28 protein-coding genes are annotated in these 25,287 nt (G+C 28.2%); 8 read left to right on the top strand and 20 right to left on the bottom strand.

From position 1 onward, the window contains the following. Nucleotides 1–180: 180 nt before the first annotated feature. Entirely contained in the window at nucleotides 181–1,155 is a 975-nt protein-coding gene (locus GIL12_RS04440; protein ID WP_163469159.1) for a magnesium transporter CorA family protein, read from the bottom strand. A 197-nt stretch (nucleotides 1,156–1,352) separates the two neighbouring features. Beyond that, nucleotides 1,353–2,564 carry a M20 family metallo-hydrolase gene (locus tag GIL12_RS04445; RefSeq protein ID WP_163469160.1) on the bottom strand — a complete coding sequence of 404 codons (1,212 nt, stop codon included), beginning with the start codon at nucleotides 2,562–2,564 and terminating at the stop codon, nucleotides 1,353–1,355. Nucleotides 2,565–2,700: 136 nt separating this feature from the next. Here GIL12_RS04445 and dnaN point away from each other — a divergent pair, with 136 nt between their 5' ends. Next, nucleotides 2,701–3,792 carry a DNA polymerase III subunit beta gene (gene dnaN, locus GIL12_RS04450; RefSeq protein ID WP_163469161.1) on the top strand — a complete coding sequence of 364 codons (1,092 nt, stop codon included), beginning with the start codon at nucleotides 2,701–2,703 and terminating at the stop codon, nucleotides 3,790–3,792. A gap of 19 nt (nucleotides 3,793–3,811) precedes the next feature. Beyond that, complete coding sequence (locus GIL12_RS04455) at nucleotides 3,812–4,363, top strand: thymidine kinase (protein ID WP_163469162.1); 552 nt, start codon at nucleotides 3,812–3,814, stop codon at nucleotides 4,361–4,363. Nucleotides 4,364–4,400: 37 nt separating this feature from the next. On the opposite strand, the gene GIL12_RS04460 is transcribed toward GIL12_RS04455, so the two are convergent. From GIL12_RS04460 to GIL12_RS04470, 3 genes are read right to left on the bottom strand one after another with little or no spacing between them, the layout of a single operon-like run. Continuing rightward, nucleotides 4,401–5,147, bottom strand: a complete 747-nt coding sequence (locus GIL12_RS04460; RefSeq protein WP_163469163.1) for a hypothetical protein — start codon at nucleotides 5,145–5,147, stop codon at nucleotides 4,401–4,403. 9 nt (nucleotides 5,148–5,156) lie between these two features. Beyond that, nucleotides 5,157–5,846: an ABC transporter ATP-binding protein gene (locus tag GIL12_RS04465; RefSeq protein ID WP_163469164.1), complete on the bottom strand. Its 690-nt coding sequence runs from the start codon at nucleotides 5,844–5,846 to the stop codon at nucleotides 5,157–5,159. Nucleotides 5,847–5,854: 8 nt separating this feature from the next. After that, complete coding sequence (locus tag GIL12_RS04470; RefSeq protein ID WP_163469165.1) at nucleotides 5,855–6,196, bottom strand: GntR family transcriptional regulator; 342 nt, start codon at nucleotides 6,194–6,196, stop codon at nucleotides 5,855–5,857. Nucleotides 6,197–6,372: 176 nt separating this feature from the next. Here GIL12_RS04470 and GIL12_RS04475 point away from each other — a divergent pair, with 176 nt between their 5' ends. Next, nucleotides 6,373–7,971 carry a glycosyltransferase family 39 protein gene (locus GIL12_RS04475; RefSeq protein ID WP_163469166.1) on the top strand — a complete coding sequence of 533 codons (1,599 nt, stop codon included), beginning with the start codon at nucleotides 6,373–6,375 and terminating at the stop codon, nucleotides 7,969–7,971. A gap of 49 nt (nucleotides 7,972–8,020) precedes the next feature. Here GIL12_RS04475 and GIL12_RS10170 read toward each other — a convergent pair whose 3' ends face one another. Together GIL12_RS10170 and GIL12_RS04480 are read right to left on the bottom strand one after the other, a co-directional pair. Continuing rightward, complete coding sequence (locus GIL12_RS10170) at nucleotides 8,021–8,146, bottom strand: hypothetical protein (RefSeq protein ID WP_255461023.1); 126 nt, start codon at nucleotides 8,144–8,146, stop codon at nucleotides 8,021–8,023. Nucleotides 8,147–8,171: 25 nt separating this feature from the next. Continuing rightward, a complete protein-coding gene (locus GIL12_RS04480; RefSeq protein WP_163469167.1) occupies nucleotides 8,172–8,981 on the bottom strand; it encodes a MerR family transcriptional regulator in 810 nt (269 codons plus the stop codon). A 92-nt stretch (nucleotides 8,982–9,073) separates the two neighbouring features. Between GIL12_RS04480 and GIL12_RS04485 the strand changes: the two genes are divergently transcribed. After that, nucleotides 9,074–9,724 carry a LysE/ArgO family amino acid transporter gene (locus tag GIL12_RS04485; RefSeq protein WP_163469168.1) on the top strand — a complete coding sequence of 217 codons (651 nt, stop codon included), beginning with the start codon at nucleotides 9,074–9,076 and terminating at the stop codon, nucleotides 9,722–9,724. Here the strand turns inward: GIL12_RS04485 and GIL12_RS04490 are convergent. The 6 genes from GIL12_RS04490 to GIL12_RS04515 form a co-directional block, all read right to left on the bottom strand. Beyond that, nucleotides 9,698–10,333, bottom strand: coding sequence for a DsbA family protein (locus tag GIL12_RS04490; RefSeq protein WP_163469169.1), 636 nt, complete (start codon nucleotides 10,331–10,333; stop codon nucleotides 9,698–9,700). The genes GIL12_RS04485 and GIL12_RS04490 overlap by 27 nt on opposite strands. 18 nt (nucleotides 10,334–10,351) lie before the next feature. After that, nucleotides 10,352–11,536 (bottom strand): MFS transporter, encoded by a 1,185-nt coding sequence (locus tag GIL12_RS04495; protein WP_163469170.1) that lies wholly within the window; start codon nucleotides 11,534–11,536, stop codon nucleotides 10,352–10,354. Nucleotides 11,537–11,689: 153 nt separating this feature from the next. Next, entirely contained in the window at nucleotides 11,690–12,727 is a 1,038-nt protein-coding gene (locus tag GIL12_RS04500; RefSeq protein WP_163469171.1) for a 2-hydroxyacid dehydrogenase, read from the bottom strand. 91 nt (nucleotides 12,728–12,818) lie between these two features. Continuing rightward, nucleotides 12,819–13,145: a hypothetical protein gene (locus GIL12_RS04505; RefSeq protein WP_163469172.1), complete on the bottom strand. Its 327-nt coding sequence runs from the start codon at nucleotides 13,143–13,145 to the stop codon at nucleotides 12,819–12,821. 9 nt (nucleotides 13,146–13,154) lie between these two features. Beyond that, complete coding sequence (locus tag GIL12_RS04510) at nucleotides 13,155–13,403, bottom strand: acyl carrier protein (protein WP_163469173.1); 249 nt, start codon at nucleotides 13,401–13,403, stop codon at nucleotides 13,155–13,157. A 35-nt stretch (nucleotides 13,404–13,438) separates the two neighbouring features. After that, a complete protein-coding gene (locus GIL12_RS04515; RefSeq protein ID WP_163469174.1) occupies nucleotides 13,439–14,509 on the bottom strand; it encodes a M42 family metallopeptidase in 1,071 nt (356 codons plus the stop codon). Between the two features lie 221 nt (nucleotides 14,510–14,730). On the opposite strand from GIL12_RS04515, the gene feoB reads away from it, so the two are divergent. Next, on the top strand, nucleotides 14,731–17,130 hold the full coding sequence (gene feoB / locus GIL12_RS04520) for a ferrous iron transport protein B (protein WP_163469175.1): 2,400 nt from the start codon (nucleotides 14,731–14,733) through the stop codon (nucleotides 17,128–17,130). Nucleotides 17,131–17,173: 43 nt separating this feature from the next. On the opposite strand, the gene GIL12_RS04525 is transcribed toward feoB, so the two are convergent. The 6 genes from GIL12_RS04525 to GIL12_RS04550 form a co-directional block, all read right to left on the bottom strand. Beyond that, nucleotides 17,174–17,416, bottom strand: coding sequence for a thioredoxin family protein (locus GIL12_RS04525; RefSeq protein WP_163469176.1), 243 nt, complete (start codon nucleotides 17,414–17,416; stop codon nucleotides 17,174–17,176). A gap of 41 nt (nucleotides 17,417–17,457) precedes the next feature. Next, the gene (locus tag GIL12_RS04530; RefSeq protein WP_163469177.1) at nucleotides 17,458–18,429 is read right to left on the bottom strand and encodes a permease; all 972 of its coding nucleotides are present in this window, start codon (nucleotides 18,427–18,429) and stop codon (nucleotides 17,458–17,460) included. 115 nt (nucleotides 18,430–18,544) lie between these two features. Next, nucleotides 18,545–18,814, bottom strand: a complete 270-nt coding sequence (locus GIL12_RS04535; protein WP_163469178.1) for a helix-turn-helix transcriptional regulator — start codon at nucleotides 18,812–18,814, stop codon at nucleotides 18,545–18,547. Between the two features lie 88 nt (nucleotides 18,815–18,902). Continuing rightward, nucleotides 18,903–20,324: an aspartate ammonia-lyase gene (locus GIL12_RS04540; protein ID WP_163469179.1), complete on the bottom strand. Its 1,422-nt coding sequence runs from the start codon at nucleotides 20,322–20,324 to the stop codon at nucleotides 18,903–18,905. Nucleotides 20,325–20,357: 33 nt separating this feature from the next. Then, complete coding sequence (locus tag GIL12_RS04545) at nucleotides 20,358–20,906, bottom strand: Fe-S-containing hydro-lyase (RefSeq protein ID WP_163469180.1); 549 nt, start codon at nucleotides 20,904–20,906, stop codon at nucleotides 20,358–20,360. 27 nt (nucleotides 20,907–20,933) lie between these two features. Beyond that, a complete protein-coding gene (locus tag GIL12_RS04550; protein ID WP_163469181.1) occupies nucleotides 20,934–21,776 on the bottom strand; it encodes a fumarate hydratase in 843 nt (280 codons plus the stop codon). A 188-nt stretch (nucleotides 21,777–21,964) separates the two neighbouring features. On the opposite strand from GIL12_RS04550, the gene GIL12_RS04555 reads away from it, so the two are divergent. The 3 genes from GIL12_RS04555 to GIL12_RS04565 all read left to right on the top strand — a co-directional run bounded on the left by GIL12_RS04555 (nucleotide 21,965) and on the right by GIL12_RS04565 (nucleotide 24,296). After that, nucleotides 21,965–23,131: an NADP-dependent malic enzyme gene (locus tag GIL12_RS04555; protein ID WP_163469182.1), complete on the top strand. Its 1,167-nt coding sequence runs from the start codon at nucleotides 21,965–21,967 to the stop codon at nucleotides 23,129–23,131. Nucleotides 23,132–23,232: 101 nt separating this feature from the next. Next, nucleotides 23,233–23,829, top strand: a complete 597-nt coding sequence (locus GIL12_RS04560) for a hypothetical protein (protein WP_163469183.1) — start codon at nucleotides 23,233–23,235, stop codon at nucleotides 23,827–23,829. Nucleotides 23,830–23,912: 83 nt separating this feature from the next. Continuing rightward, nucleotides 23,913–24,296 (top strand): desulfoferrodoxin family protein, encoded by a 384-nt coding sequence (locus GIL12_RS04565; protein ID WP_163469184.1) that lies wholly within the window; start codon nucleotides 23,913–23,915, stop codon nucleotides 24,294–24,296. A 299-nt stretch (nucleotides 24,297–24,595) separates the two neighbouring features. Here the strand turns inward: GIL12_RS04565 and GIL12_RS04570 are convergent, their stop codons facing one another. Beyond that, nucleotides 24,596–25,279, bottom strand: a complete 684-nt coding sequence (locus GIL12_RS04570; RefSeq protein ID WP_163469185.1) for an anaerobic ribonucleoside-triphosphate reductase activating protein — start codon at nucleotides 25,277–25,279, stop codon at nucleotides 24,596–24,598. Nucleotides 25,280–25,287: the final 8 nt, after the last annotated feature.

Genomic DNA, 25,287 nt, shown 5'->3' on the forward strand with positions numbered 1-25,287 from the left:
CATCCTTTCTTTTGGTGTCGCAACTTAATTGTAACGGATTTTTTTATTTGTCTCAATTTTTTTTTGCAAAAAATAAAGGCATTAGTATTTTTACAAATACCAACACCAAATATTATAGACCCAATAATTAATGCAAAAATCCTTAAGTGTACACTTAAGGATTTTTTATTAATCTATGTGTTATAGCATTTTATTTCTATTAAGCCAATAAGTTATAAATCCACTTATAACAACTGATAAAACTATCACTAGGGCAAAACCAAAATGATTTCTTGCAAAGGGAACAGAAACATTCATTCCCCATATCCCTGAAATAATAGTAGGTATAGCTAAAACAACTGTAATAGATGTTAATCTCTTCATTACATTGTTCAAATTATTTGACATAATAGTTGAAAAAGCATCTCTAGTTCCTCTTAAAATACTAGAATAAATATCAGCCATTTCAATAGCTTGTTTTGTATCAATTATTACATCGTCTAATACTTCCATATCATCTGGATATTTTTTAACAAACTGCATTCTCATAATTTTGTCTAATACTAATTCATTAGATTTTAATGAAGTTTTAAAATATACCAAACTCTTTTCTAAATCCAATAAAAGTAATAGTTCATCATTTTCCATATTTTTCTTTAATCTTGTTTCAATAGCATCACTTACACGACCTATTTGTCTCAAGTAATACAAATAATAAGATGTATTTCTAAAAAGAAGTTGAAGTATAAATCTTGTCTTTTTATATGTGAAAAACTCTTTGATTCTTCCTTTTACAAATTCATCTATAAGAGGAAACCTCTCTGTAGATATAGTGACAATATTGTCCTTTAGTAAAATTATTCCTAGAGGAAGAGTTGTAAAGGAACATTTATCTCCTTCACTGTGAAGAGGCACATCTATAATCAACAATAATATGTCTCCATCTATTTCCAAACGAGATTTTTCTTCCTCATCTAGAGCTGCTTTAATATGTTCTTCAGGAATTTCTAATATATTTTGTAGTGCTAAGATTTCTTCTTCATCTGGATCTGTTAGAGATATCCAGGTATTTTTTTCTTTTAAAATTGTTGGATCAATTTCTTTATGGCTATCTTCGTCTCTAAAATAAAGATAGTCCAACTTGAAATTTTCATCAGTTTTAATAACTTGTAACATAATTTCACCTTCCATAATATACTAGACCCTTATTATGAAAAGTAATAAAGGTTTAATATTTTTTTTTATTATTATTCCACCAGGAATATGGGTCCATTTTTTTATTCACCTCTTAAAATATTATAATTATTAAAATCTTTACACTATATTGTACTAAAATTTCACTAAAAAGTAAACCTTAAATAATATTATAATCTTTAATTAAAGTATCTATAAAAGAAACTTTTTAAGACTTTTACGCAATCATTAATGTCACAAATAGATATTTTTTCTTTAGGATTATGACTAATTCCCTCTTCACATCTCATAAATATCATTCCAACATTTGTAACTTTAGACATTTCTTGTGCATCATGCCCTGCGCCACTTGAAATTATTTTAGGATCTATATTATTTTCAATAAAGGACTCTTTTAATTTTGAAATTATTTTTTCATTACAAAGGGTAACTTTATTTTCTGTTTTCATTTTAATTTTATATTTTAACTTTAATTTACAACAAGTATCCCTTATAATTTTGTTAATTTCTTCCATTGAAGATATTAACAGTTCCTCTGACAGTGATCTAATATCTATTGAAAAGGATGCTTTTTGTGGGATTACATTTTCTGCTCCTGGAAAAAAATTCATTTTACCAACTGTTGCAACTATCCCTTCTTTACTTCCTATTAATCTATTTATTTTATAAACTATTTCACTAGCTCCAACTCCAGCGTCATGTCTCATGTTCATAGGAACAGTTCCTGAATGCCCTGCTTGCCCTAAAATATCAACTTCATATCTTTTAAATCCTTGAATAGCATTAACTATTCCAAGGGAATTATTTTCATTAAAAAGAATTGGCCCTTGTTCTATATGAATCTCTATAAAATCATCAATATCTTCTATCTTGTCTTCCTTTAATTTTTCCAAGTTTCCCCTAAAGTTCTCTAAAGCTTCTCCCAAGGTTTTATTATATATTCCAACTCTAGACAAATCCTTTGTGTCAAAGGTTCCAGCTATAACACTACTCCCTGTGAAAGGCATGGCAAATCTAATTCCTTCTTCATCTCCAAAGGAAATTATCTTTATATTATAAGGAAGGTTTTTGTTTTCCTTTAAATATTCTCCAAATGTAATTATAGGTAATATTATTCCAAGGGGTCCATCATACTTCCCTCCATTTTTAACACTGTCCTCATGAGATCCAATAACTAAAGTTTTACTATTTGTTTTATTTGAAAAATATTCACCTATAATATTTCCAGCGTTGTCTTCCCTGGGAATTAAACCATTTTCTGTCATAAGTTTTTTTATAAAGCTATTAGCTTTTCTATGTTCCTTTGTAAAAGAAATTCTAGTAACCCCTTCCCCTTCAATGGATATTTTTCCAAGTTCTTCTAAAATATCATAAATTTTTTTTCCTAACATGAACCCACTCCCTATTCTCTTATTTAAAGTATTATATAAGTATATCATATTTAATAATTAATATTAAAAAATTCCTAGAATATTTTTTCATTATACTGTATAATTTAAATGTATATACGATTTTTAGGAGGATAAAATGAGATTTAAAGTAAACAGAGAACAGTTTGTAAATGTACTTTCAGATTTTCTACTGATATTAAAAGAAAATCCGATTAAACCTATAATAGTTGGTTTAAAAATAGAAGTTACCAAGGAAAATATAATTCTTACAGGTACAAACTTAGAGTCAACATTAATTAAAAAAGTTGAAGGGGAAATATTAGAAGAGGGAATTATAATTATTAAGCCTCAACTTATGTTAGAATATATAAAACTTTTAGAAATATCTCAATTGGAAATTTATTCAGATAACAATTCATTATTTGTTCATCAAGCTGAATTTGTTACAATGAATGCAGAAGAATATCCAAATATTGAAGAATATTTACCAATTGAAGTGGCTAAATATAATTCTGATAGTTTTTCTAAAGCTTTGGAAAAAACTAAGTTTTCCTCATATCAAACTGCTGACAACTTAGCTCTTAATTGTGTAAGGGTTATCTTTTCCCAAGAAAAAACAGAATTTGTTTCCACAGACTCATATAGACTAACTTACTTAAAGGAAAATGTAAATGCAATTATGAACAAGGAATTCTCTATTCCATTGGAAAGCGTAAATGCCCTTATAAAACTTTTAAAGGATATTGGAAAGGAAATAACAGTTGGATTCAGTGATAAATACTTAATTTTCACATGGGAAAATAATTATTATGCAACTAGAATTATTGAATTACCATATCCTGACTTTAAACAAATTTTAGGTTATAATGCCTTTGATAAGTTCTTAGAATTTAACACACCTGAATATAAAAGTGCTCTTAAAAAAGTTCTTACTGTTGCAAGAACAAGTTACGATAAAAAATATGGAGCTATATTTGATTTTAAAGGGAAAATGCTTAAAATTGAATCTCAATCTGGAAAGGGTAAAACTGTTCAAAAAGTTAATATGTTAAAGGATGGAGATGACTTTAAGGGATCTTTAAACATTAAATTTATATTGGAATTTTTAAATAATATATCTAAAAATCTTGTGATCAAAGCAACTAATTCTTCTTCTATGTTTAAAATGGAAGAATTTGAAAATAGCGACTACGTATATATACTAATGCCCCTTGCTTTAAGAGATTAATTATTATGAGGAGTGGATTATGTGTCTTAATATAATATGTGGTAGTATGTACTCAGGGAAGAGTACTGAACTTTTAAAAAGATATGAAAGAAATAAATATGCTAAAAAAAAAGCATTACTTTTTAATCATTCACTAGATAAGAGATATGGGGAAAATGTTGTTGCAACTCATTTGCAAGATCAAGAGAAATCTTATTCCATATCAACTGTTTACGAGATGCTTTCTATTTTGCACGAACATAAAGAAATAAAAAATGTTTATATTGATGAATTTCAATTTTTCCCAAAGGAATTTTCAAATGTTATAGTTTCCTTAGTGGAAAAGGAGAATTATTCAATTACTGTGGCAGGTCTTGATTTAACTTTTGATAACAAACCCTTTAAAAGTATGGAAAAACTTATGCCCTATGCTGATGAAATTTTAAAGTTAAAGGCTGTTTGCTGTGAATGTGGAAAAAATGCAAGCAAATCCTATAGATTAACTTCTAGCAAAGAAAAGGTAGAAGTTGGATCAAACGATTCCTATATAGCCCTGTGCAAAAAGTGCTATAATAAAATATATAAATTGTAAAAAAAGAGACCTAATTTATTAGGCCTCTTTTAATATGTTATATATCTAATTTACGTTCCATTAAATAAATGAGAGCATAAATAATAATAAATAAATACAATACATCCACAAGAATAATATAACTACTGATGTTACTAAACATACCATTTCTAAAATGGACTCCCCTATAAAAACTAAGGTTTAAAATTTCATACAAATAACTTCTTAAAAAAAATAGTACATTTGCAAAAATAAAAGTTATAATTCCTTTGAATTTTATATTTTTAAGTAGAACATTTCTAATAATAATGGACAACATAAATATAGTGATCAATGTTAAATATTGCATGGAAAGATAAAATATTATTTTAAAGCCTTGAATAACTAGAACTGAAATATCACCATTTTCAACATTAAAAAATGAACTATAAAAATTTACATCTATATTTACATTTCTCATTTCCAACAAGAAGACTGTTACAATAAAAGTTCCAATGAAAAAACTTTCAAGAAAAAAAGTGAGAATTTTTGTTAAAACATATTCTTTTCTACTAATATTTCCCATAAAAATCATATATCCAGGTTGGGGAGAAAGATGATTTTTAAATGAAGTTAAATTCAAGAAAAAAGAAAAACATACAAATATTAAAAACATGAAAATCATATTTACAAAAAGTATTTCATTTACATTGAAGCTATCCCCACTTTTTATAATCACATAAATATTTTCTATAATAAATAAAAGTATAAGGGTAAGAAATATTTTACTTTTACTTTTAAAATCGTATTTTATTAAATTAAACATGGACTCCTCCTAATCGTATATTGTTTTATAAAAATCATTAACTGACATATTTTTTTCCAAACGTAATTCTTCACAATCCTTATCAAATAAAATTTCACCATTCTTTAAAAATAAAACCCTATCTAAAATAACTTCAAATTCTTTTATTAGGTGACTTGATATAATAATAGTTTTTTTCTCATTTAATTCACTTGAAATTAAGTTAACTATCTTATCTCGACTAACTGGATCCACACCATTTAATGGTTCATCTAATAGATATAGTGGAACATCCCTTGATAAAGTTAGAGCTATTTTCAATCTAACCTTTTGACCAGTACTAAGGGAAGAAACTTTTTCTTCTAAACCAACTTGCATTTCCCCAATTAATTTAATTGCTTTTTCTCTATTAAAATCCTTATAGAAATCCCTATAAAAATCAATTGCATCTATAACCTTCATCCACTTATAAAAATAATCCTCTGTTGGTTGATAGGCAATTTTATATCTAGTTTTTAAATTATAATTTTCCCCTTGAAATAAAATCTCTCCACTTGTTTTTTGAATTAGTCCAACTAAAATTTTCATAAATGTTGACTTTCCACTTCCATTTGGTCCAACTAATCCGTAGATATATCCTTTTTTTAGTTGGAGATTAAAATTATTTAAAACTTTTTTCTTGAAAAATCCTTTTTTTAAATTTTTAACTTCAAGTAACATATTTCCTCCTATTTTAAAATTTCTAATATTTCTTCCTTAGAGTAACCTAAGTCATACATACCATTAAAAAAATCTTCAATTATTTTATTTCCCATACTATCCTTTAATTCATTTAAAATTTTCTCATCCTCTGTTATAAATGTTCCAAGGCCTCTCTTTGTAAAAGTAATTTTTTCCTGCTCTAGCTCTTTATATACTCTGGTAATAGTATTTGGATTAACTTGAAATTTTTGTGCCATTTCCCTTGTGGATGGCAGCTTTTCTCCTAATATTATATTTTTTTTAATAATATCCTTTTTAATAATACTTTTTATTTGCATATAAATAGGCAACTTATTATTATACTCCATAGAACCTCCTCACTAGTGTACTAGTTAGATAGTACACTAGTCTTTGTGAAAAGTCAAGGTCTTATTTTGTAAAAACATTTTTAATTTTTTTAATCAAATCTTAATTAAATTATAGTATTCTAATGGAAGAAGAAAATATTTTTATTAATAAATTTTTTTATAATAAGGGAGGACATATGAAAAGTGAAAAAAAAGATTTAATATATCTTTTTTTAGTTAGCACAATATCTTTTTTTTCTAGTTTATGGGCTAGCAAAGCAGATTTAATGGAAGCTAGAAATTTTGTTACAGCAAGGGAAATGGTAAGAAGTGGAAATTGGCTTATTCCCACAATGAATGGACAGTTTAGATTTGAAAAGCCACCATTTCCAACATGGATCACAGGTATATTTATGAAAATATTTGGTACAACAACTAATGAATTTATATTAAGAATACCAGTGGCATTACTTAGTATAGGAATGATATTTTTAATATATTACCTTGTTAAATTAGGAACAAATAATCATAGACTAGCTTATATTACAGGTTTAGTAACTTCCACAACTTTTATGTTAATAAAGCTTGGAAATAAAAATACCTGGGATATGTTTGGATATGTACTTATGCTTGGATTTTTAACCTTTATTTTTAAAGGATTAAAAGAAAGTAACAATAAAAATTTTTTAATTGCCAGTTTATTTTTAGGGTGCTCACTTCTAAGCAAGGGGCCAATTCCTTTATATGGAATGGGATTACCTTTTTTTGGAGCATATATATTTGTATATGGATTTAAAGATATAAGAAAAAACTTTTGGAAATTATTGTTGTCAATATTTGTAGGAATTATCATTGCAGGTATTTGGCCTCTTTTAATGATAATACATGAAAAAAATATCTTTATAAAAGTTATGAATAAGGAAGCTTCAACTTGGACAAATAAACATGTTCGATCAATTTTTTATTATCTTGATTATTTTATTTATACAGGGGTTTGGATAATATTTGTACTAGCTTCTTTTTATAAAAAATGGGTTAAAACAAAAATTCAAAATAAAGATTTTTTTTCCTTCTTATTTTTCTGGAATTTTTTAGCTTTAATCTTGCTTTCCCTTATTAAAATGAAAAAGGATAGATATGCTATTCCCATGTATATTTTATCCCCTATGATGGGAGCACATTTAATTGACTACTACTTAAATAAAAATTGGTCAGAAATTTTTAAAAAAGAAAAAATATTTCTCAAACTTCATTTTTTAATTGTGACAATAATTGCATTTGGAATTCCTATTCTTTTTTATATTAAAGGTTATACAAAGGGATATATAGGAACCTTTTATTTTGCCTTTGTAGGTTTTGGTTTTTTATACTTGGGACATATTTTTATACAAGTTATTTTTGAAAAGGAAAATCTCAAAAAGGGATTATACGCAACTGGGGTTTTAATGCTTTTTACAAGCATTTCAACAACATGGTTTGTTCAAAGAATAGTGATGGATGGAGTAAGGGATAAATATCTTCCCCTTAGTATTTTAAAGGATCAAGAGCAAATAACCTTACCTGTACTCACTATGGATAGTGATGAAATTTTAAATGTTTGGAATGTTGGGGAAAAAATAGTGAAAATAAAAAACAGTTCTAATTTACCTAAGGAATTTCTATTACTAGAAGAATCAGATAAAAGCCTTGTTTTAAAAAGATTTTATCCAAAATATAAATTGGAAAATTTTGGAACTTATTATAAGTATGAAGACGAAGATAAATTAATATATTTATACCATGTGAAAAAAAGCTAAGTGACAAAAGGGAGATACAATTAATTGTATCTCCCTTTTATTAACTAAACTATTTATTTCTCATACAATGAACAGCAATTTTTTCATCCATGTGTTTTGTTATACATTCTAAACAATTTCCATGTAAAGGACATTCAGCTGGACATGTACATCTTTCATTTAATTTTTTTTCCATTTTTAATAAAACACCTCCTTTTTCTTTATTTTATAGGAATGATTATTTCTATAACTTCACCAACTCCTCCTTTTAAGTGGAGCTTTTCCTTATTGGATATCTCTATGGAATCTCCTATTATTTCATAGGAATTTTTATTTATAAATTCTAGGAGCTTTATATAACTATCCTTTAAATTTTCAAATAAACCCTTATGAGTAATAGTTGCATATTTTTTTATGTTTTTTTTCAATATAATCTCATGATATTTTTCATCAATTTCATTGTTTTTAACTATGGCTCCCACATATTTTAAAGGACATATTTCTAGTTTTTTTAAATTAGTTATATCCACCACAGCTAAATGTCTATTTGATTTAATATTATAATCTTGTAATTTTTTATAGGCTTTTTCAACTTGCATATATTTATAGGGAGCTTCAACCTTTAACAATAACATATTAAGGGAAATATTCTCTCCTGCCCTTGCCTTTAAACCACTGGAAGATTTTACCCTTTGTAATTCATTATATTTTATTTTTACTATTTCTATGGATCCCCTTAGAGTCTCTATTTTATCTTCCATTATTTTTATTTTTTCCTTTAAAAATTCTTGGCTTTCTTCCACAGTTTCACAATTTGTATATTTTTTTATTTCATTTAATGAAAATCCTGAGTTTTTAAGAGCTATTAGAAATCTCAACACATATATTTGATGTTCTGAATAATATCTATAGTTATTTTCTGGATCCACGTAATCAGGCTTAAATAAATTTATTTGATCATAATATACTAATGTTCTTCTTGAAATATTGAAAATACTAGCTATTTCATTAATTTTATATTTTTTTTCCATAAATTTCCTCCTAAACATTGACCTGTACCCATAGGTTATAGTTTATAATAACTTATATACAAAATTATAGCAAATATTTTTAGGAGGAAATTATGAATTTATCAGTGGCAATCCAAGGCTTTGAAATTGGAATTAGTTTAATTGTAGCCATAGGAGCACAAAACAGTTATATTTTAAAAATGGGGATCCAAAAAAAACACGTATTTACAACTGCGTTATTATGCTCTTTTTTGGATATTATCTTAATTACATCTGGAACTCTAGGTCTTAGTTCTATTATAGATGGAAATAAAACATTAATGCTTTTTTCCACTATTTTTGGTATTTTATTTCTTAGTTATTACGGTTTATCTTCAATTATAAGAGCTATTAAAAGTAATGAAGCCTTTCATATTGAAAATAGCAATAAAGAAGATTCCCTAAAAAAAACAATATTAACAATACTAGCATTAACTCTATTAAATCCACATGTATATATTGATACTGTTATATTAATAGGAAGTATTGGTTCAAAATTTCCAGCTCACCAACAAATAGATTTTATTATAGGAGCTTGTTTAGCATCAATTGTTTGGTTCTTTTCCCTAGCTTATGGAGCAAGAATACTTATTCCTCTATTTAAAAAGGAAATTACATGGAAAATTTTGGACATAATTATTGGTTTAATTATGCTTAGAATTGCAAGTAAATTAGTCTTCTTTGGAATTGAAAATAATTTATTTAGTAATTTCAGCTTGTTTTAAAGCCATTTTAAAATATTCTATACTTTGAGCTCCAGAAATTGTTATTTTGTCATTAATAATAAAAAAGGGAACACCTGTTATTCCTATGCTAGAAGCTTCTTTTCTGTCCTTAAGAATTTCAGGTAAATAGGATTCTTCTTCAATTACTTTTTTTAATTTTTCAATGTCTAAGCCAACTTTCTTACACATATTAAATAAAGTATCCACGTCTCCTAAATCTGCTCCCTTTTCAAAATATCCTTTGAAAAAGCAATTAACAATTTCTATTTCTTTTCCAACAGTTTTTGCATATTTAGCAATTTCATGTGCAAAAGTTGTTTTATTTCTTATTAAAATATCATATCTTAAGTTTAGTCCTAATTCTGCTGCAGAATTTATCATTCCATCAACTTGAACCTTAGCTTGAGCATAGGGAATATTATATTTTTTTGATAAATGTTCACTGTAATCTGATATTTCTTTTCTTTCTTCAGATGGATTTAGCTGAAAAGTTTTAAAAGTTATATTAATTTCTTCTTTACCTTTAAATTCTTCTAAAGCTTTCTCAAGTCTTTTTTTCCCTATATAGCAATAGGGACAAGCAAAATCTGACCAAATTTCTATTTTCATATTTTTCCTCCTTGTATATTACTTTTCAATTTTATAAAAACTTTCTTTTTTTCTCATTTCAAATTTTGCAACAAATATGCACGATAGAATTCCAATTCCTAAAATAATATAAGAGGCATTGGAAAATATTCTTGTGACTCCATAGGACTTTATAACAATACCATTGACTGATGTACCAATGGCTCCACCTACAAAGAGATTAAAGGATGCCATTGACATTGCAGTTCCCTTCATTTTAGAAAGCTTTTCTTGGACCACTAACAGCAATGTAGATTGTAAACATATAAATGAAATCCCAAAAAATAAAAGACTAATTACCAATACAAGAACATTTTTTGATGATGATAATAAAAATAATGAAACACTACCTATGGCCCCTGCAGAAAGTAAAAATTTATATCCTAATTTTTTTCTTAATTTAGGTGCAATTCTTCCTCCAAAAACAGTTCCTATTCCAAAGGCAGAAAGGATTAATCCAACAATTAAAACATTGAAACCTGTTATTTCTTGAATCAATTTTCCTGAATATGTAAAACTTCCAAGTACAGTGAATCCAACTAAAAGTATTAGAGTAACTATTCTCATAAATCTATAGTTAGTTAAGGCACTTTTATAAGCTGAAAAAATATTAAGCTTTTTAACAACAGGAGTATCTCTTTCTAACACTTTAAATATTATTATAGATAGCACTAATTCCCCAAGTCCATATAAAAAATATACTAATCTCCAAGATCCAGCATAGGCAATTGCTCCACCTATGGCACTTGCTGAGGCTGCTCCTAAAAACATTAATCCTAGTAATTTTCCAATAGCCTTTTGTCTATGGTCAACATCATAGCTTTCTCCAATTAAAGCTATTGTTACAGGAAATATACCAGCTCCAAAGGCACCATTCATAGCTCTAAAAAATATTAAAGAGGGCAAATTAAATGTAAATGCTCCTAAAATACTAAATATTGAAGTTCCTAAAGCTGCAATATTTATAATCTTAACCTTACCAAATCTATCAGATAAGGGTCCAAATAACAAAGTGAAAAAACCAAATGCTAGCATGTATGCAGTAACTGACATAGCTGCAGAACTTATTGTAAGGTTTAAATCCTTTGATATATTCAAAAGTAAAGGAGCTGCAGCATAATTATCCCCATTGGCTAAAAATCCCATTATTCCAAGTATCATAAATGTTCTCTCTTTGTTTTTCATTTTTCTCCCCTTAATAATTATTCCTAAATAATTTTGTATTATGTAAATTTATTTGTTAAAATATTGGGTTTTATACCTAAAAATAAAATAATATATAAATAGTTTTATAGGACTTTATGATAGACGTAAAAAATATTAAATAATTTTAATTTTTTAAAAACATCTTCCCACTTTATTTTTTGTACATTCTTTTTTATTGGAACTTTCTTCACATTGATAACAAATTTCATTAGTTAATTTTGATCCATCAAAGTATTCATCTAGGTTTTCCAAAGTAACTTTTGCAATATTTTTTAAAGCTTCCTTTGTAAGAAATCCTTGATGGGAAGTTATAATTACATTTGGTTTGGAAACTAAAAGGGATAGCACATCATCATTTACTATGCTGTTTGAAAAATCTTCAAAAAATAAATTAGCTTCCTCTTCATAAACATCTAATCCTGCCCCTGCAACTTTCTTAGTACTTAAGGCTTGTAACAATGCTTCACTTTCAACTAATTCTCCTCTAGATATATTTATAATATATACTCCCTCTTTCATCTTTTCAAAGGCTTTAAAGGATAATATATGTTTAGTTTCCTCTGTTAAAGGACAGTGAAGGGAAATAATATCACTTTCTTTTAATAAAGTGTCCAAGTCAACATAATTTATTTCTGCCTTTTTATCAGGAAATAAATCATAGGCCAATACTTTCATTCCAAATCCCTTACATATATTTATAAATATTTTCCCAATTTTACCAGTTCCTATTACCCCAACAGTTTTACCATGTAAGTCCATTCCAACTAATCCTGATAAACTAAAGTTAAAATCTCTAGTACGATTATAGGCTTTGTGTATTTTTCTATTTAAAGTTAATAACAATGCCATTCCATGTTCTGCAACAGCGTAAGGGGAGTAAGCAGGAACCCTAAGTATATTTATTTTCCCATATGCCTCTTTAAAATCAACATTATTAAAACCTGCACATCTTAAAACTATTGCTCTAACTCCAACTTCATAAAGAATATCAATTGTTTCCTTCCCTATATCATCATTAACAAAGGCACAAATTGCCTCACAACCCTTTGCCAATTGAGCTGTTCTTGGATTTAATTTCCCCTCTATAAATATAAATTCATACTTTTCATTAAGCTTATTAAACCATTCTTTATCATATGATTTTGTATCAAAAAATGCAACTTTTTTCATAATATCATCTCCTGTTTAAGTTTCCTAATTATTACATTAATTATATCACTTTAGAAAAAGAAGTATGTTGCTTTTGCAACATACTTTCAAGCTATTCATCTAACTCTAGATAATATTCTGCCATCATTTTGTTTAAAGAAACCCTAAACCTTTGATTATAAGAGATTAATAATTCTTTCATATGGCCTTTCCCATTTATACTTAATTGATTATTTTTCAAATAAAAATCATAGAGAGATTTTAAAGTGAAATCTCCATTTAACACTTCTTCCTTTTCATCTAAATTTAAAATAAACTTATGTAATTCTTTATAAAAACTAATTTCACTGGCATTATTAAATAATTCTTCCTTTGTTTCAAGTAAAATTTCTTTTTTAAATTCTTCAAACTCCCTAGCAATACTCTCTTGTTTTTTCATATATCTCCTCTAAAATTTGTTTTTATAATTTTTATCAATATACTCTATAACATCCTTAATCCTAAGAATATTTTTAGAAAATACATAGGGTATATTTATATTAAAACACATTTCATACTCAATAATTATATTAGCCACATCAAAGGAATCTGCATCTAAATCTTTATAATAACTAGATTCTTCCTTTACAATATTCCTATTTATCCCTAAATAATCAGATGTTATTTCTTCTAATTTAACAACATTTTCCCTCTTCATAATTTACATCTCCATATATTATTATATCATAACTTTTAAAAATTATTGATTATGCTTGCATTTAATTCAATTAAAATTCCCTTTACCAGTTTGTATATCTCTAAATAATCCTCATAGGCTATAAAGTTATAATGGGAATGAGTATAACGAACAGGAACCCCTAATACAACAGTTGGAATTCCTAAGTTTTCCAAATGAACCTTCCCTGCATTTGTTCCTCCACTTTCTCTCACTGCCTCTTGAATTTTAACATTATATTTTTTAGATACTTCCTTTACAAATTTAACAAATCTTGGATTTGCCATCATAGTAGGATCAAAATGACGAAGCTGTACTCCTTTTTTTAATGTTCCTTGACTATTATATTTATTTCTAAAGCTATCATCTGCTGGTGGCCCTTCTAAAACTATAGCAAGATCTGGTAAAACTCTTTTTGTAGAAACAACAGTTCCCCTAGTTCCTATTTCCTCTTGAGAGGAAAAAACTCCAACAACATCCACATCTAAATTTTCATTTTTTATATCTCTCATTATTTCAATAACTGCAGCGCAACCTATTCTATTGTCAAAGGCCTTTCCTAAAAACATTTTTGATTTCTCATTATATGTGCACTGAACATCTGGAACAACAGGGGCACCTATTTCTATTTTAAAATCATTTACTGTTTCTTCGTAAGAAGTTGTTCCAACATCTATGAACATGTCTTTAACATCTGTAACCTTCCCACGATTTTCACTAGATGTAAAATGAGGTGGTATTGAAGAAATAATCCCCTCAATATAAACTCCTTCACTATTTAATACCTTTACTTTATGAGCTGGAATTTGTTGATTACTCCATCCTCCAATTGTTATAAACTTAAGAAGACCATTTCCCTCTATTGATTGCACCATAAATCCAACTTCATCTGAATGGGCATCTAACATAACCACTGGAGCTTTCCTATCCTCTTTTTTTATATTATTAATATATAGATTTCTCATTGAATCTTCTTTTATAGAATATTTATCTTGTAATTCTTCCCTAGCAATATCATTAACTTTATCTTCAAACCCAGAAATACCTTCCACATCACTTAACTTTTTAATAAGTTCTATACTATTCATTTGTCCTCCTTTTTTAATCTTTCAATTTATTAAATTATAAAGAATTAAGGAATTAAAGTCAACTTTTTGAACATATATTCTTTTTTTATTTTTATTATTAAAATTTATTTATAATTTTGATTATAAAATGATATAATAAATAAACAATTGTTACATCTTGTAATTTATATAAAACATTTACAGAAAGGAATATATATATTAATTTATATATTAGGGGATTTATGATTAAAACATTAGACAAATTAAAAATAGGAAATTCAGCAGAAATTGTAAAAATTGATGGAAAAAATGATTTAAGACATCACTTTTTAGAAATGGGGCTAACACCAGGAACTCACATTAAACTTGTTAAAGCAGCACCTATGGGAGATCCTCTTGAGATTAAAGTAAGGGATTACACTTTAACATTAAGAAAAAATGATGCTGCTAAAATTGAGATTTTGGAAACACCTGAGTTTAGATGCCATAGGAAAAGAAACAGAAACATAAACCTAGTAAACCATCCTCAATTAGGTGAAAGGGATAAGGGACAGGGTAGAAATTGCGAAAAAAATAATTATGAAAGAGGAAAATGTCAGAAAAAATATTATAAACAAAAAATTTATTTACAGGGATCTGATTTAAAATTTGCCTTAGTTGGTAACCAAAATTCTGGTAAAACAACTTTATTCAATCAGTTAACAGGGGCTAATCAACATGTGGGAAATTTCCCTGGAGTTACAGTTGAACACAAGGAAGGGACTTTAAAAAACTACCCTTCTGTGAAAATTATAGATCTTCCAGGTATATATTCTTTATCCCCTTATTCAACAGAGGAAATAGTAACTAGAGATTTTATAATTAAAGAAAAACCAAATGCAATCATTAATATTTTAGATGCTACTAATCTAGAAAGAAATCTTTATTTAACTATGCAGTTATTAGAGCTTAATGTTCCAATGGTTATTGCTCTTAATATGATGGATGAAGTAAGGGAAAACAATGGAAGTATACTTATAAATAATTTAGAAGAAATTTTAGGAGTTCCTGTTGTTCCAATATCTGCATCTAAAAATGAGGGTATTCAAGAACTTGTACATCATACTATCACTGTTGCTAAATCTAAAATTACTCCTCAACATTTGGATTTATGTGATAACTCTGGTACTAAGGAAGAGCAGGCAGTGCATAGGGGTATTCATTCTATTTTACATATAATTGAAGACCATGCCCTTGACATTGGTGTAAATCCTAGATTTGCAGCTACTAAGGCTATTGAAAAGGATAAGCTAATGATTGAAGCCTTAAACTTAGATAAAAATGAAAAGGATACAATAGAACATATTGTTGCACAAATGGAAGAGGAGAGTAAAAAAGATCGGGTATCTGCAATTGTAAATATGAGATTTTGTTTTATTGAAAAATTATGTGAACAAACAGTTCAGAACTTAGAAGAAAGTAAGAGTCATAAAAAAAGTGTTAAAATTGATAAAATTTTAACAGGAAAATATACTGCAATACCTACTTTTATAGGAATTTTAGCATTTATATTTTGGGCAACCTTTGGGATACTTGGCCCTTTTTTATCAGAATTACTTGGGTATCTTATTGATAATTTCACTGTATATACTGATTCACTTTTAAGTGCTTTAAAGATTAATTCAGTTGTTCATTCCCTTGTTATTGATGGAATATTTGCTGGTGTTGGAAGTGTTTTAAGCTTCTTACCTTTAATTGTTGTATTGTTCTTCTTCCTTTCTTTAATGGAAGACAGTGGATATATGGCAAGGGTAGCCTTCATTATGGATAAACTTCTTAGAAAAATAGGATTGTCTGGAAAAAGTTTTGTTCCAATGCTTATTGGATTTGGATGCTCAGTTCCTGCAATTATGTCAACTAGAACTTTATCTTCTAACAGGGATAGAAGAATGACTATGTTTTTAATACCATACATGAGTTGTTCTGCAAAGTTACCAATTTATATTATGCTTACATCTGCATTTTTCCCTAAGCATCAAGCTCTTGTGATTATTTCTTTATACTTACTTGGAATATCATTTGGAATAATTTATGCTCTTATTATGAAGGAAACACGTTTTAAAGGGGAACCAATTCCCTTTGTTATGGAACTGCCTAACTATAGATTACCTAGTTTTAAAAGTGTTCTTCTTTTAGTTTGGGAAAAGGCTAAAGATTTTATGACTAAAGCATTTACAGTTATATTTGTAGCTTCAATTGTTATTTGGTTCTTACAAAATTTTGATATTAGATTCAATGTTGTTCAAGATTCTTCAGCTAGTTTACTTGCTGGACTTGGAAACCTAATCGCTCCAGTTTTTGCTCCTATAGGATTAAATGATTGGAGAATATCAACAGCTTTAATTACAGGGCTTATGGCTAAGGAAAGTGTTGTTAGTACCCTAGCTGTACTACTTGGTCCAAATGAAACTATTCATGACTTATTGTCCCCTGTAACAGCATTTGCTTTCCTTGTGTTTACTCTTTACTATACACCTTGTATTGCTGCTATGGCTGCTTTTAAAAGGGAAACTAATTCAACACTGTTAACTATTGGAATGGTAATTGCCCAGTGTGTTATTGCTTGGTTACTTGCATTTGTATTTTATTTAATATTAATTTAAATAAAAAAGGAGAGATAATCTCTCCTTTTTTATTATGATTTTTTTAAAGATTTTTTTTTATTATTTCCTTTGCTTCATTTACTTTTAAAACTTTCCCAGTTGACACTACCTTATCATTAATTACAAGAGCTGGTGTTGACATAACTCCATAGGCCATTATTTTTCCCATATCAGTTACATGTTCAATATTTGCCTCTAAATTAAGTTCTGCCATTCCTTCCCTAGTGTTAGCCTCTAAAGCTTTACATTTTTTACATCCTGATCCTAGTATTTTTATTGTATTCATAATTTCCTCCTATATATTTATGTTAAAATTTATTTCCTATTTTATGAAATAAGCCAAGGAGCTATTCCATTAAATAAATACCCAACTAAAACAATTGAAAATCCTGCTATTAAAACAAAGGCCACAATTAATTTTGGCTTAATTACTTTCCTAAGTAATATCATTTCTGGTAAGGAAAGTGCTGTTGTTCCCATCATAAAGGCTAGAGCTGTTCCTATACCAACTCCCTTTGCTATTAATGCTTCTGCAATGGGAATAGTTCCAAGGGCATTTGAGTATAGTGGCACTGCAACTGCAACTGATATTAATACTGCAAAGGGATTATCAGGACCTGCATATTTGCTTAATAACTCTGCTGGAGCCCATCCATGAATTACTGCTCCTAATCCAATACCAATTAATAAGAATAACCAAACTCTTTTTACAATATCCTTTACATTTTCAAGGGCGAAATTTAATCTATCTGACTTAGATAATGTTTCAATTGAAACTTCCCCAACACGCATTTTAAATACATACTCTTCTATTGAACCTTCTAATTTTAAAGCTCCAATTAACATTCCTCCAACTACTCCAATTACAACTCCTGTAACAACATATACAAAGGCTATTTTCCAACCAAATGAAGCTAGTAAAATTGCAAAGGCTGCTTCATTTACTATTGGAGAAGTTATTAAAAATGAAAATGTAACTCCTAGGGGAACTCCTCCTTCAATAAATCCTATAAATATAGGAACTGAAGAACAAGAACAAAAGGGAGTAACAATTCCCAAAAGAGAAGCTATAATGTTTCCTGAAACCCCTGAAAATCTTTCTAATATTTTCTTAGTTCTCTCAGGTGGAAAATAACTTCTAATGTAAGATATTACAAAAATCATTATCCCTAATAAAATTACAATTTTCACAGTATCATAGAAAAAAAAGTGAACTGAACTTCCAAGGGGAGTATCCACCTGAATTCCAAAAACATTTTCAACTAACAATGTTACTAAATAATCTAACCAACTAAACATAAAACCTCCTAACGTATCTATGGATATCGATATATACTTGTAAAATATAAACCACATTAAATGGTTTTATGAAGTTATTATACTCTTCATATCTATGAATGTCAATATGAATATTTTAATTTTTATACATTTGAAGAATATTAATAAGTTTATCTAGTCCCTTATTATTAATTGAATAATGAGTCCACTTTCCTTCTTTTCTCGACTTTATAACCCCTGCATCTCCTAATACCTTCATATGATGAGATAATGTAGATTGGCTAATATGAAGTTCTTCTAAAAGTTTACACGCACATTTTTCATCATTTTTTATAACTTCCAATATTTTCAACCTATTTTCATCACAAAAAGCTTTAAATATTTTAGCTGATTTTTTCTTATCCAAAACATCTCCTCCTTTATATGTTATATTTTAAATTATAACATATAAAGGGCAATCTTTATAATTAAAGATTGCCCTTTGGTAAATTTTCTTATTTATTTTTTTTATCTAATAAAATTTTTCCTGAAATTCCAGGTTTAGTCATTTCAAATGGATTTAGAATAATATCCAATTCTTCTGAATTTAAAAGTCCTTCATCTAAAATTAATTTTCTCACAGGAACCCCTGTGTCCAAAGATATTTTAGCTATATTAGCTGCATTTTTATAACCTATGTGAGGAGTTACAGCAGTGATGATTCCAATACTGTTTTCAACCATTTCCTTACATCTTTCTTCATTTACTGTAATACCGATTAAACAATTATCTATAAAGGTTTTTATTCCATTTTTTAAAATTTCAAGGGATTGAAGTAAATTAAAAAACAATACAGGTTCAAAAACATTTAATTCAAATTGCCCTGCCTCTGCTGCCTTTGTTATAGTTAAATCATTTCCAAATATTTGAAAGCAAACTTGATTTAAAACTTCTGGTATAACTGGATTTACTTTCCCTGGCATAATAGAAGAACCTGGTTGTTGCTTTGGTAAATTAATTTCTGCTAGTCCTGTTTTAGGTCCTGAAGCCATTAATCTAATATCATTAGCTGTCTTTGATAAATTTGTTGCACAGGTTTTTAAAGCTGATGACAACCATACAAAACCATCTAAATTTCTTGTTCCATCAACTAAATCCTTTGCTTGGGTAAACTTTATTTCTGTTATTTCTGATAATATTCTCACAACGCATTCCATATAATTAATATCTGCATTAATTCCTGTTCCAACTGCAGTTGCTCCCATATTTATTATTTTCAAATCGTCTAAAGCTGATTTAATTCTTTTTACATCTCTTTTTATAGGTCCTGAAAAAGCTCTAAATTCTTGTCCTACTCTAATTGGAACAGCATCTTGTAAATGAGTTCTTCCCATTTTTATCATATGATCAAATTCTTTTGCTTTTTTTTCTAAAACCCTATCTAATCTTTTCATTTCAATTAAAAGTTCTTTTCCAAAAAGTTGAACTGCAATTTTCCCACCTGTTGGAAAGTCATCATTGGTAGATTGCCCAAAATTAACATGATCATTTGGATGAACCTTATCATAAATACCTAACTGTCCCCCTAGTAATTCATTTCCTCTATTTGCTATAACTTCATTTATATTCATATTTACAGAAGTTCCAGCTCCCCCTTGAATCACGTCTGTTATAAATTGGTCATCAAATTTTCCTGCTAAAATCTCCTCAGAAGCTTGAACCATAACATTTGCTATTTCTTTTTTCACAACACCTGCATGGGCATTTGCCATTGAGGTAGCCTTTTTCACATAGGCTAACCCTCTAACAAAGGCTGGATGTGTATGGTATCCTGTAATATGAAAATTATGCACTGCTCTCCAAGTTTGAGCACCAAAATATGCATCCTTTGGAACTTTTATTTCTCCTATTGAATCCACTTCTATTCTATATTCCATTATACATCCTCCAAAATAATTTTAAAATAACTTTTAATCTTCCCTATTCCATTTTTTTTGTCCCTCTTCATAAAGGTCCCCACCATATATATCATTTACAACTATAACTGGAAAGTTTTCAACTTCTAATTTTCTTATAGCCTCTGCACCTAAATCTTCATAGGCAATTAATTCAGCTTTCTTTATACATTTTGAAAGTAATGCACCTGCTCCACCAATTGCTCCTAAATAAACTCCCTTATATTTTTTCATTGCCTCTTTAACTTCCTTTGATCTTCCACCTTTCCCTATCATTACTTTTAAACCATGTTCCATTAAGATTGGAGCAAAGGAATCCATTCTATAACTAGTTGTTGGTCCTGCACTTCCTATAACCTTTCCTGGTTTTGGTGGAGTTGGTCCCACATAAAAAATACCTTGATCTTTTATGTTAAAGGGTAATTCCTTTCCTTCTTTAATTAATTCAACTAGTCTTTTATGTGCTGCATCCCTTGCTGTATATAGTGTTCCTGTTATTTCTACACTGTCACCTATTTTTAATTTTTTTAAATCCTCTTCCTTAAAAGGTGTAGTTAATTTCATCTTATCCTCCCTAAAACTTACTTATGTCTATAAAACAACTGATTTATGTCTAGAAGCATGACAATTAATATTTATTGCAAGTGGTAATGAAGCTATGTGACAAGGGAAGCTTTCAACTTTTACTGCAATGGCAGTGGTCATTCCCCCAAGTCCCATTGGACCAATACCAGTTTTATTAATAAGCTCCAATAAATCTTTTTCAAGTTTAGCATCAATTAAATTATCACTTTCATCGTTAACATCTCTAAATAAAGCTTGTTTTGCTAGTAAAGCTGCTTTTTCAAAAGTTCCACCAAGTCCTATTCCTACAAATATTGGAGGACAAGGATTCCCACTTGCATTTTTAACAAAATCAACTACAAATTTCTTAACTCCCTCTATTCCATCAGCTGGTTTTAACATTTTAACAGTACTCATATTCTCAGCACCTCCACCCTTTGGAGCCATTATTATTTTTATTTTATCTGATCCTGCCACTAATTTTGTGTGTATTATTGCAGGGGTATTGTCCTTTGTGTTAACTCTATCTAAGGGATGTTTTACAGCTGACTTTCTTAAATAACCATTTGTATACCCTCTTCTAACTCCTTCATTAATAGCCTCATAAATATCTCCATTTATTTTAACTTCTGTTCCCACTTCAAGAAAAATTACTGCTAGTCCAGTATCTTGACAAATTGGAACTTGTTCTTCTGCTGCAATTTTGTCATTTTCTAAAATTTGTCCTAGTATATTCTTTCCAACAGTTGATTCTTCTTTTTCATAGGAATCCTTTAATTTTTCTAGAACATCTTCACAAATGAAATAATTAGACTCAATACATAATCTTTCCACTTCCTTTGTTACAAGATCTAATTCTATCTCTCTCATATAATCTCCCCTTTAACATTTTTTATATGTAGATTTTAACATACTTAATTTAAAACCTAAAGGTATAAATGAATATATTTCATTATTCTTAAATATACCTAGATATAACTATCTTTTTTTCTTTCTTATGATATAATAAATTAATGATATAATACAATAACTTAAGAAGAAATGAGGGAGGATTTTAAATGACTGTTTATGAAAGAGCTCTTAAACTACATGAAGAAAAAAAAGGTAAAATAGAAATTGTATGTAAGGTTGATGTAAATACTAAAGATGATTTATCTCTTGCTTATACACCTGGAGTTGCAGAACCTTGCAGAAAAATCCATGCAAATCAAGAGGATATTTATAAATATACAGGAAAGGGAAATACTGTTGCAGTAATAACAGATGGAACTGCTGTACTTGGACTTGGAGACATTGGTCCCTATGCTGCTCTTCCTGTTATGGAAGGTAAATGTGTTCTTTTCAAAAGATTTGCAAATATTGATGCTTTTCCAATTTGTCTAGATTCTAAGGATCCAGAAGAAATTATAAAAACTATAAAACTTCTTGCTCCTAGTCTTGGGGGAATAAATTTAGAAGATATTTCTGCTCCTAGATGTGTTGAAATAGAAACAAGATTAAAAGATGAACTAAATATACCAGTTTTCCATGATGATCAACATGGTACTGCTATTGTTGTTACTGCTGCACTTATAAATTCATTTAAATTATTAAAAAAGAAATTTGAAGATGTTAAAATTGTTATAAGTGGTGCTGGAGCTGCAGGTTCTTCAATTTGTAAACTTCTTAATAAAATGGGAGCAGGGGAAATTGTTCCTGTGGATATAGATGGAATATTAACAAAGGATGATGTTGATTCTTATAATGATCTTAAAAAACATTTGGTTACCTTTGTAAATCCTAAAAATATAAAGGGTGGATTAAAAGAAGCTATTGTTGGGGCAGATGCCTTTATTGGAGTTTCAGCTCCTGGACTATTAACAAAGGAAATGGTTTCAACTATGAATAAAGATGCTGTTGTATTTGCAATGGCAAATCCTGAGCCTGAAATTTATCCTGAAGAAGCCATTGCTGGAGGAGCTAAAATAGTTGGTACAGGACGTTCTGACTATCCTAATCAAATAAATAACATTCTTGCCTTCCCTGGTATTTTTAGAGGAGCTTTAGATTCAAGGGCAGAACAAATAACTGATGAAATGAAAATAGCTGCTGCTAAGGGAATAGCTGCTGTTATTGATGAAAAAGATTTAAGAAATGACTATATTATCCCTGATGCCTTTGATGAGAGAGTAGTCAAAGTAGTGGCAAAATCTGTTGCTGATTTTGTTTTAACTCATAAAAAATAGGGGGTAATCTTATAAATATAATAGTTATATTATTTTTCTTTTTAATTGTACTAGATATTCTTCTTTCTGATATATTTACAGTAATGTTTAGATTAACTGGAATGAGTGAAGATAAAGCTAGATTTCAAGTTATTTCTCTTTTAACTAATTCTGGTTTTACAACATCTGAAAGTGAGCTTATTTTAAAGAGTAAAAAAAGAAGAAGTTTAGCTAAAATAATTATGATATTTGGTTATACTTTCACTGCAACAATTGTTTCTGGAATCATAAGTATGATTGTAGCTTACAACCTTAAGGACAATAGTTTTTCCTTGGTAGAAGTATTTGTACTTATAGCTTTACTTATAACATTTTACTTTGTTAGAAAATTCTTTTTAGTGAAATTTATATTTAATAAATTGTCAGAAAAAATTTATCGTTACTTTATTGCCAAGGAAAACATTAATTCAGTAATGGTTATTGAAAATTTTGGAACAAATGTAATTGCTCAAGTTTTTTTAAATGAAGTTCCTTTGGAACTTTCAAATAAAACCTTAGCTGAAATGGATATTAAAAACAAGTATAATCTCCTTATACTTACAATAACATTATCTGATAATAAACCATCTGAAGTTACTGCTAAAACTATTTTCCAAAAGGACACAACAGTTACAGTAATGGGGAAAAAGAAGGATATTAAAAAAATTTTATGTCCCTAGTTGATTTATTTGAATAAATGTTATAAACTTTAAATAGAGATTCATAATTTTACACATTATTTATAAAAATAGGGGGAATTAATATGTTAGAAACTAAATTTTATGTTTGTAGTCACTGTGGTAACATTGTTAAAAAATTTCATGATTCAGGAATTCCAGTTTTTTGTTGTGGAGAAGCTATGAAAGAACTTGTTCCTAAAACTGCTGATGCTGCTGGGGAAAAACATGTTCCTTTAATTGAAGTTAATGGAGAAGATGTTAAAGTAACTGTTGGATCTACTCTTCACCCAATGATTGAAAGTCATTATATTGTTTGGATCTATCTTGAAACTTCAAATGGTGGACAATTCCATTCTTTCAAACCTGGTGACGAACCAATTGCAAACTTTAAACTAGCTAAAGATGAAAAAGTTATTTCAGCATATGAATATTGTAATATTCATGGTTTATGGATTGCAAAATTATAAAATAAAATAAAAATAAAAAATCCTTCAAATTTTGAAGGATTTTTTTTATTATTTATTTTTAAAATATACATAGCATGCTCCTAATACAGCTCCTATGGAAACTCCAAAAAATATTTGACTTAATGTATCATTGCTCATGGCTTCCCCCCAATCAAGAAAAAATAATAGCTACTTAAACAAACCTTTTTGTACTAATTTAATAACAAATATCCTATTACAATATATTATAGCATTAATTTATAGTTTTTTAAATATATTATAAAAAAAGATTAGTTTATTACTAAACTAATCTTCCTTATTTATATTTCTATATTCTTCTGAAATTCAATTAAATCTTTTTTTATCTTTATCATATCATATTTTATTAAAGCTTTTCCTCTCAGTCTTTTTAAATCTTCCTTTTTAAATGTTTCAGGCATATGAAAATAATTAAATCTCCAAAGAGGTAATGTACCAAAGTTCTTGGCAATTGAAACCAAATCATTTTTTGTTATCCCTGGATATAAAGTTGTTCTTACTTCAAAATCACAATTATTTTCCAAAAGATAATTTATAGTTTCTGATGTTTTTTTATAATTTGCATTTTTACCACAAACATTTATATACTTATCTTCTGTAGCTTTTAAATCTATAGCAAAGTAATCAACAACCTTTGATTCCACAAGTTTTTTTATAATTTCAATATTTTGTCCATTACTATCTAATTTAGTTGCATAACCTAATTTTTTTAGATATTTAAAAAAGCCAAGTAAGTCTTTTTGTAAAGTAGCTTCTCCACCACTTACTACAACCCCTTCCAATAAACCCTTTCTTTTTTCTAAAAATAATTTTATATCCTTTTGTGATATTTCTTCACCATTTTCTATAAGTTCCCTATTATGACAGTAAAAACAATCTAAATCGCAACCTAATGTAAAAACTACACAACTTAATTTTTTAGGAAAATCTATTGTACTAGTCCTCTGTATTCCACCAAATTTCATAGAACGAA

Origin of the sequence: Fusobacterium sp. IOR10, assembly GCF_010367435.1 — a bacterium.
Lineage (GTDB): Bacteria > Fusobacteriota > Fusobacteriia > Fusobacteriales > Fusobacteriaceae > Fusobacterium_B.

Excerpts from the sequence above, each read along its gene's own strand:
- GIL12_RS04440 (WP_163469159.1), bottom strand. The coding sequence starts at position 1,155 with ATGTTACAAGTTATTAAAACTGATGAAAATTTCAAGTTGGACTATCTT.
- GIL12_RS04445 (WP_163469160.1), bottom strand. The coding sequence starts at position 2,564 with ATGTTAGGAAAAAAAATTTATGATATTTTAGAAGAACTTGGAAAAATA.
- dnaN (WP_163469161.1), top strand. The coding sequence starts at position 2,701 with ATGAGATTTAAAGTAAACAGAGAACAGTTTGTAAATGTACTTTCAGAT.
- GIL12_RS04455 (WP_163469162.1), top strand. The coding sequence starts at position 3,812 with ATGTGTCTTAATATAATATGTGGTAGTATGTACTCAGGGAAGAGTACT.
- GIL12_RS04460 (WP_163469163.1), bottom strand. The coding sequence starts at position 5,147 with ATGTTTAATTTAATAAAATACGATTTTAAAAGTAAAAGTAAAATATTT.
- GIL12_RS04465 (WP_163469164.1), bottom strand. The coding sequence starts at position 5,846 with ATGTTACTTGAAGTTAAAAATTTAAAAAAAGGATTTTTCAAGAAAAAA.
- GIL12_RS04470 (WP_163469165.1), bottom strand. The coding sequence starts at position 6,196 with ATGGAGTATAATAATAAGTTGCCTATTTATATGCAAATAAAAAGTATT.
- GIL12_RS04475 (WP_163469166.1), top strand. The coding sequence starts at position 6,373 with ATGAAAAGTGAAAAAAAAGATTTAATATATCTTTTTTTAGTTAGCACA.
- GIL12_RS10170 (WP_255461023.1), bottom strand. The coding sequence starts at position 8,146 with ATGGAAAAAAAATTAAATGAAAGATGTACATGTCCAGCTGAATGTCCT.
- GIL12_RS04480 (WP_163469167.1), bottom strand. The coding sequence starts at position 8,981 with ATGGAAAAAAAATATAAAATTAATGAAATAGCTAGTATTTTCAATATT.
- GIL12_RS04485 (WP_163469168.1), top strand. The coding sequence starts at position 9,074 with ATGAATTTATCAGTGGCAATCCAAGGCTTTGAAATTGGAATTAGTTTA.
- GIL12_RS04490 (WP_163469169.1), bottom strand. The coding sequence starts at position 10,333 with ATGAAAATAGAAATTTGGTCAGATTTTGCTTGTCCCTATTGCTATATA.
- GIL12_RS04495 (WP_163469170.1), bottom strand. The coding sequence starts at position 11,536 with ATGAAAAACAAAGAGAGAACATTTATGATACTTGGAATAATGGGATTT.
- GIL12_RS04500 (WP_163469171.1), bottom strand. The coding sequence starts at position 12,727 with ATGAAAAAAGTTGCATTTTTTGATACAAAATCATATGATAAAGAATGG.
- GIL12_RS04505 (WP_163469172.1), bottom strand. The coding sequence starts at position 13,145 with ATGAAAAAACAAGAGAGTATTGCTAGGGAGTTTGAAGAATTTAAAAAA.
- GIL12_RS04510 (WP_163469173.1), bottom strand. The coding sequence starts at position 13,403 with ATGAAGAGGGAAAATGTTGTTAAATTAGAAGAAATAACATCTGATTAT.
- GIL12_RS04515 (WP_163469174.1), bottom strand. The coding sequence starts at position 14,509 with ATGAATAGTATAGAACTTATTAAAAAGTTAAGTGATGTGGAAGGTATT.
- feoB (WP_163469175.1), top strand. The coding sequence starts at position 14,731 with ATGATTAAAACATTAGACAAATTAAAAATAGGAAATTCAGCAGAAATT.
- GIL12_RS04525 (WP_163469176.1), bottom strand. The coding sequence starts at position 17,416 with ATGAATACAATAAAAATACTAGGATCAGGATGTAAAAAATGTAAAGCT.
- GIL12_RS04530 (WP_163469177.1), bottom strand. The coding sequence starts at position 18,429 with ATGTTTAGTTGGTTAGATTATTTAGTAACATTGTTAGTTGAAAATGTT.
- GIL12_RS04540 (WP_163469179.1), bottom strand. The coding sequence starts at position 20,324 with ATGGAATATAGAATAGAAGTGGATTCAATAGGAGAAATAAAAGTTCCA.
- GIL12_RS04545 (WP_163469180.1), bottom strand. The coding sequence starts at position 20,906 with ATGAAATTAACTACACCTTTTAAGGAAGAGGATTTAAAAAAATTAAAA.
- GIL12_RS04550 (WP_163469181.1), bottom strand. The coding sequence starts at position 21,776 with ATGAGAGAGATAGAATTAGATCTTGTAACAAAGGAAGTGGAAAGATTA.
- GIL12_RS04555 (WP_163469182.1), top strand. The coding sequence starts at position 21,965 with ATGACTGTTTATGAAAGAGCTCTTAAACTACATGAAGAAAAAAAAGGT.
- GIL12_RS04560 (WP_163469183.1), top strand. The coding sequence starts at position 23,233 with ATGAGTGAAGATAAAGCTAGATTTCAAGTTATTTCTCTTTTAACTAAT.
- GIL12_RS04565 (WP_163469184.1), top strand. The coding sequence starts at position 23,913 with ATGTTAGAAACTAAATTTTATGTTTGTAGTCACTGTGGTAACATTGTT.
- GIL12_RS04570 (WP_163469185.1), bottom strand. The coding sequence starts at position 25,279 with ATGAAATTTGGTGGAATACAGAGGACTAGTACAATAGATTTTCCTAAA.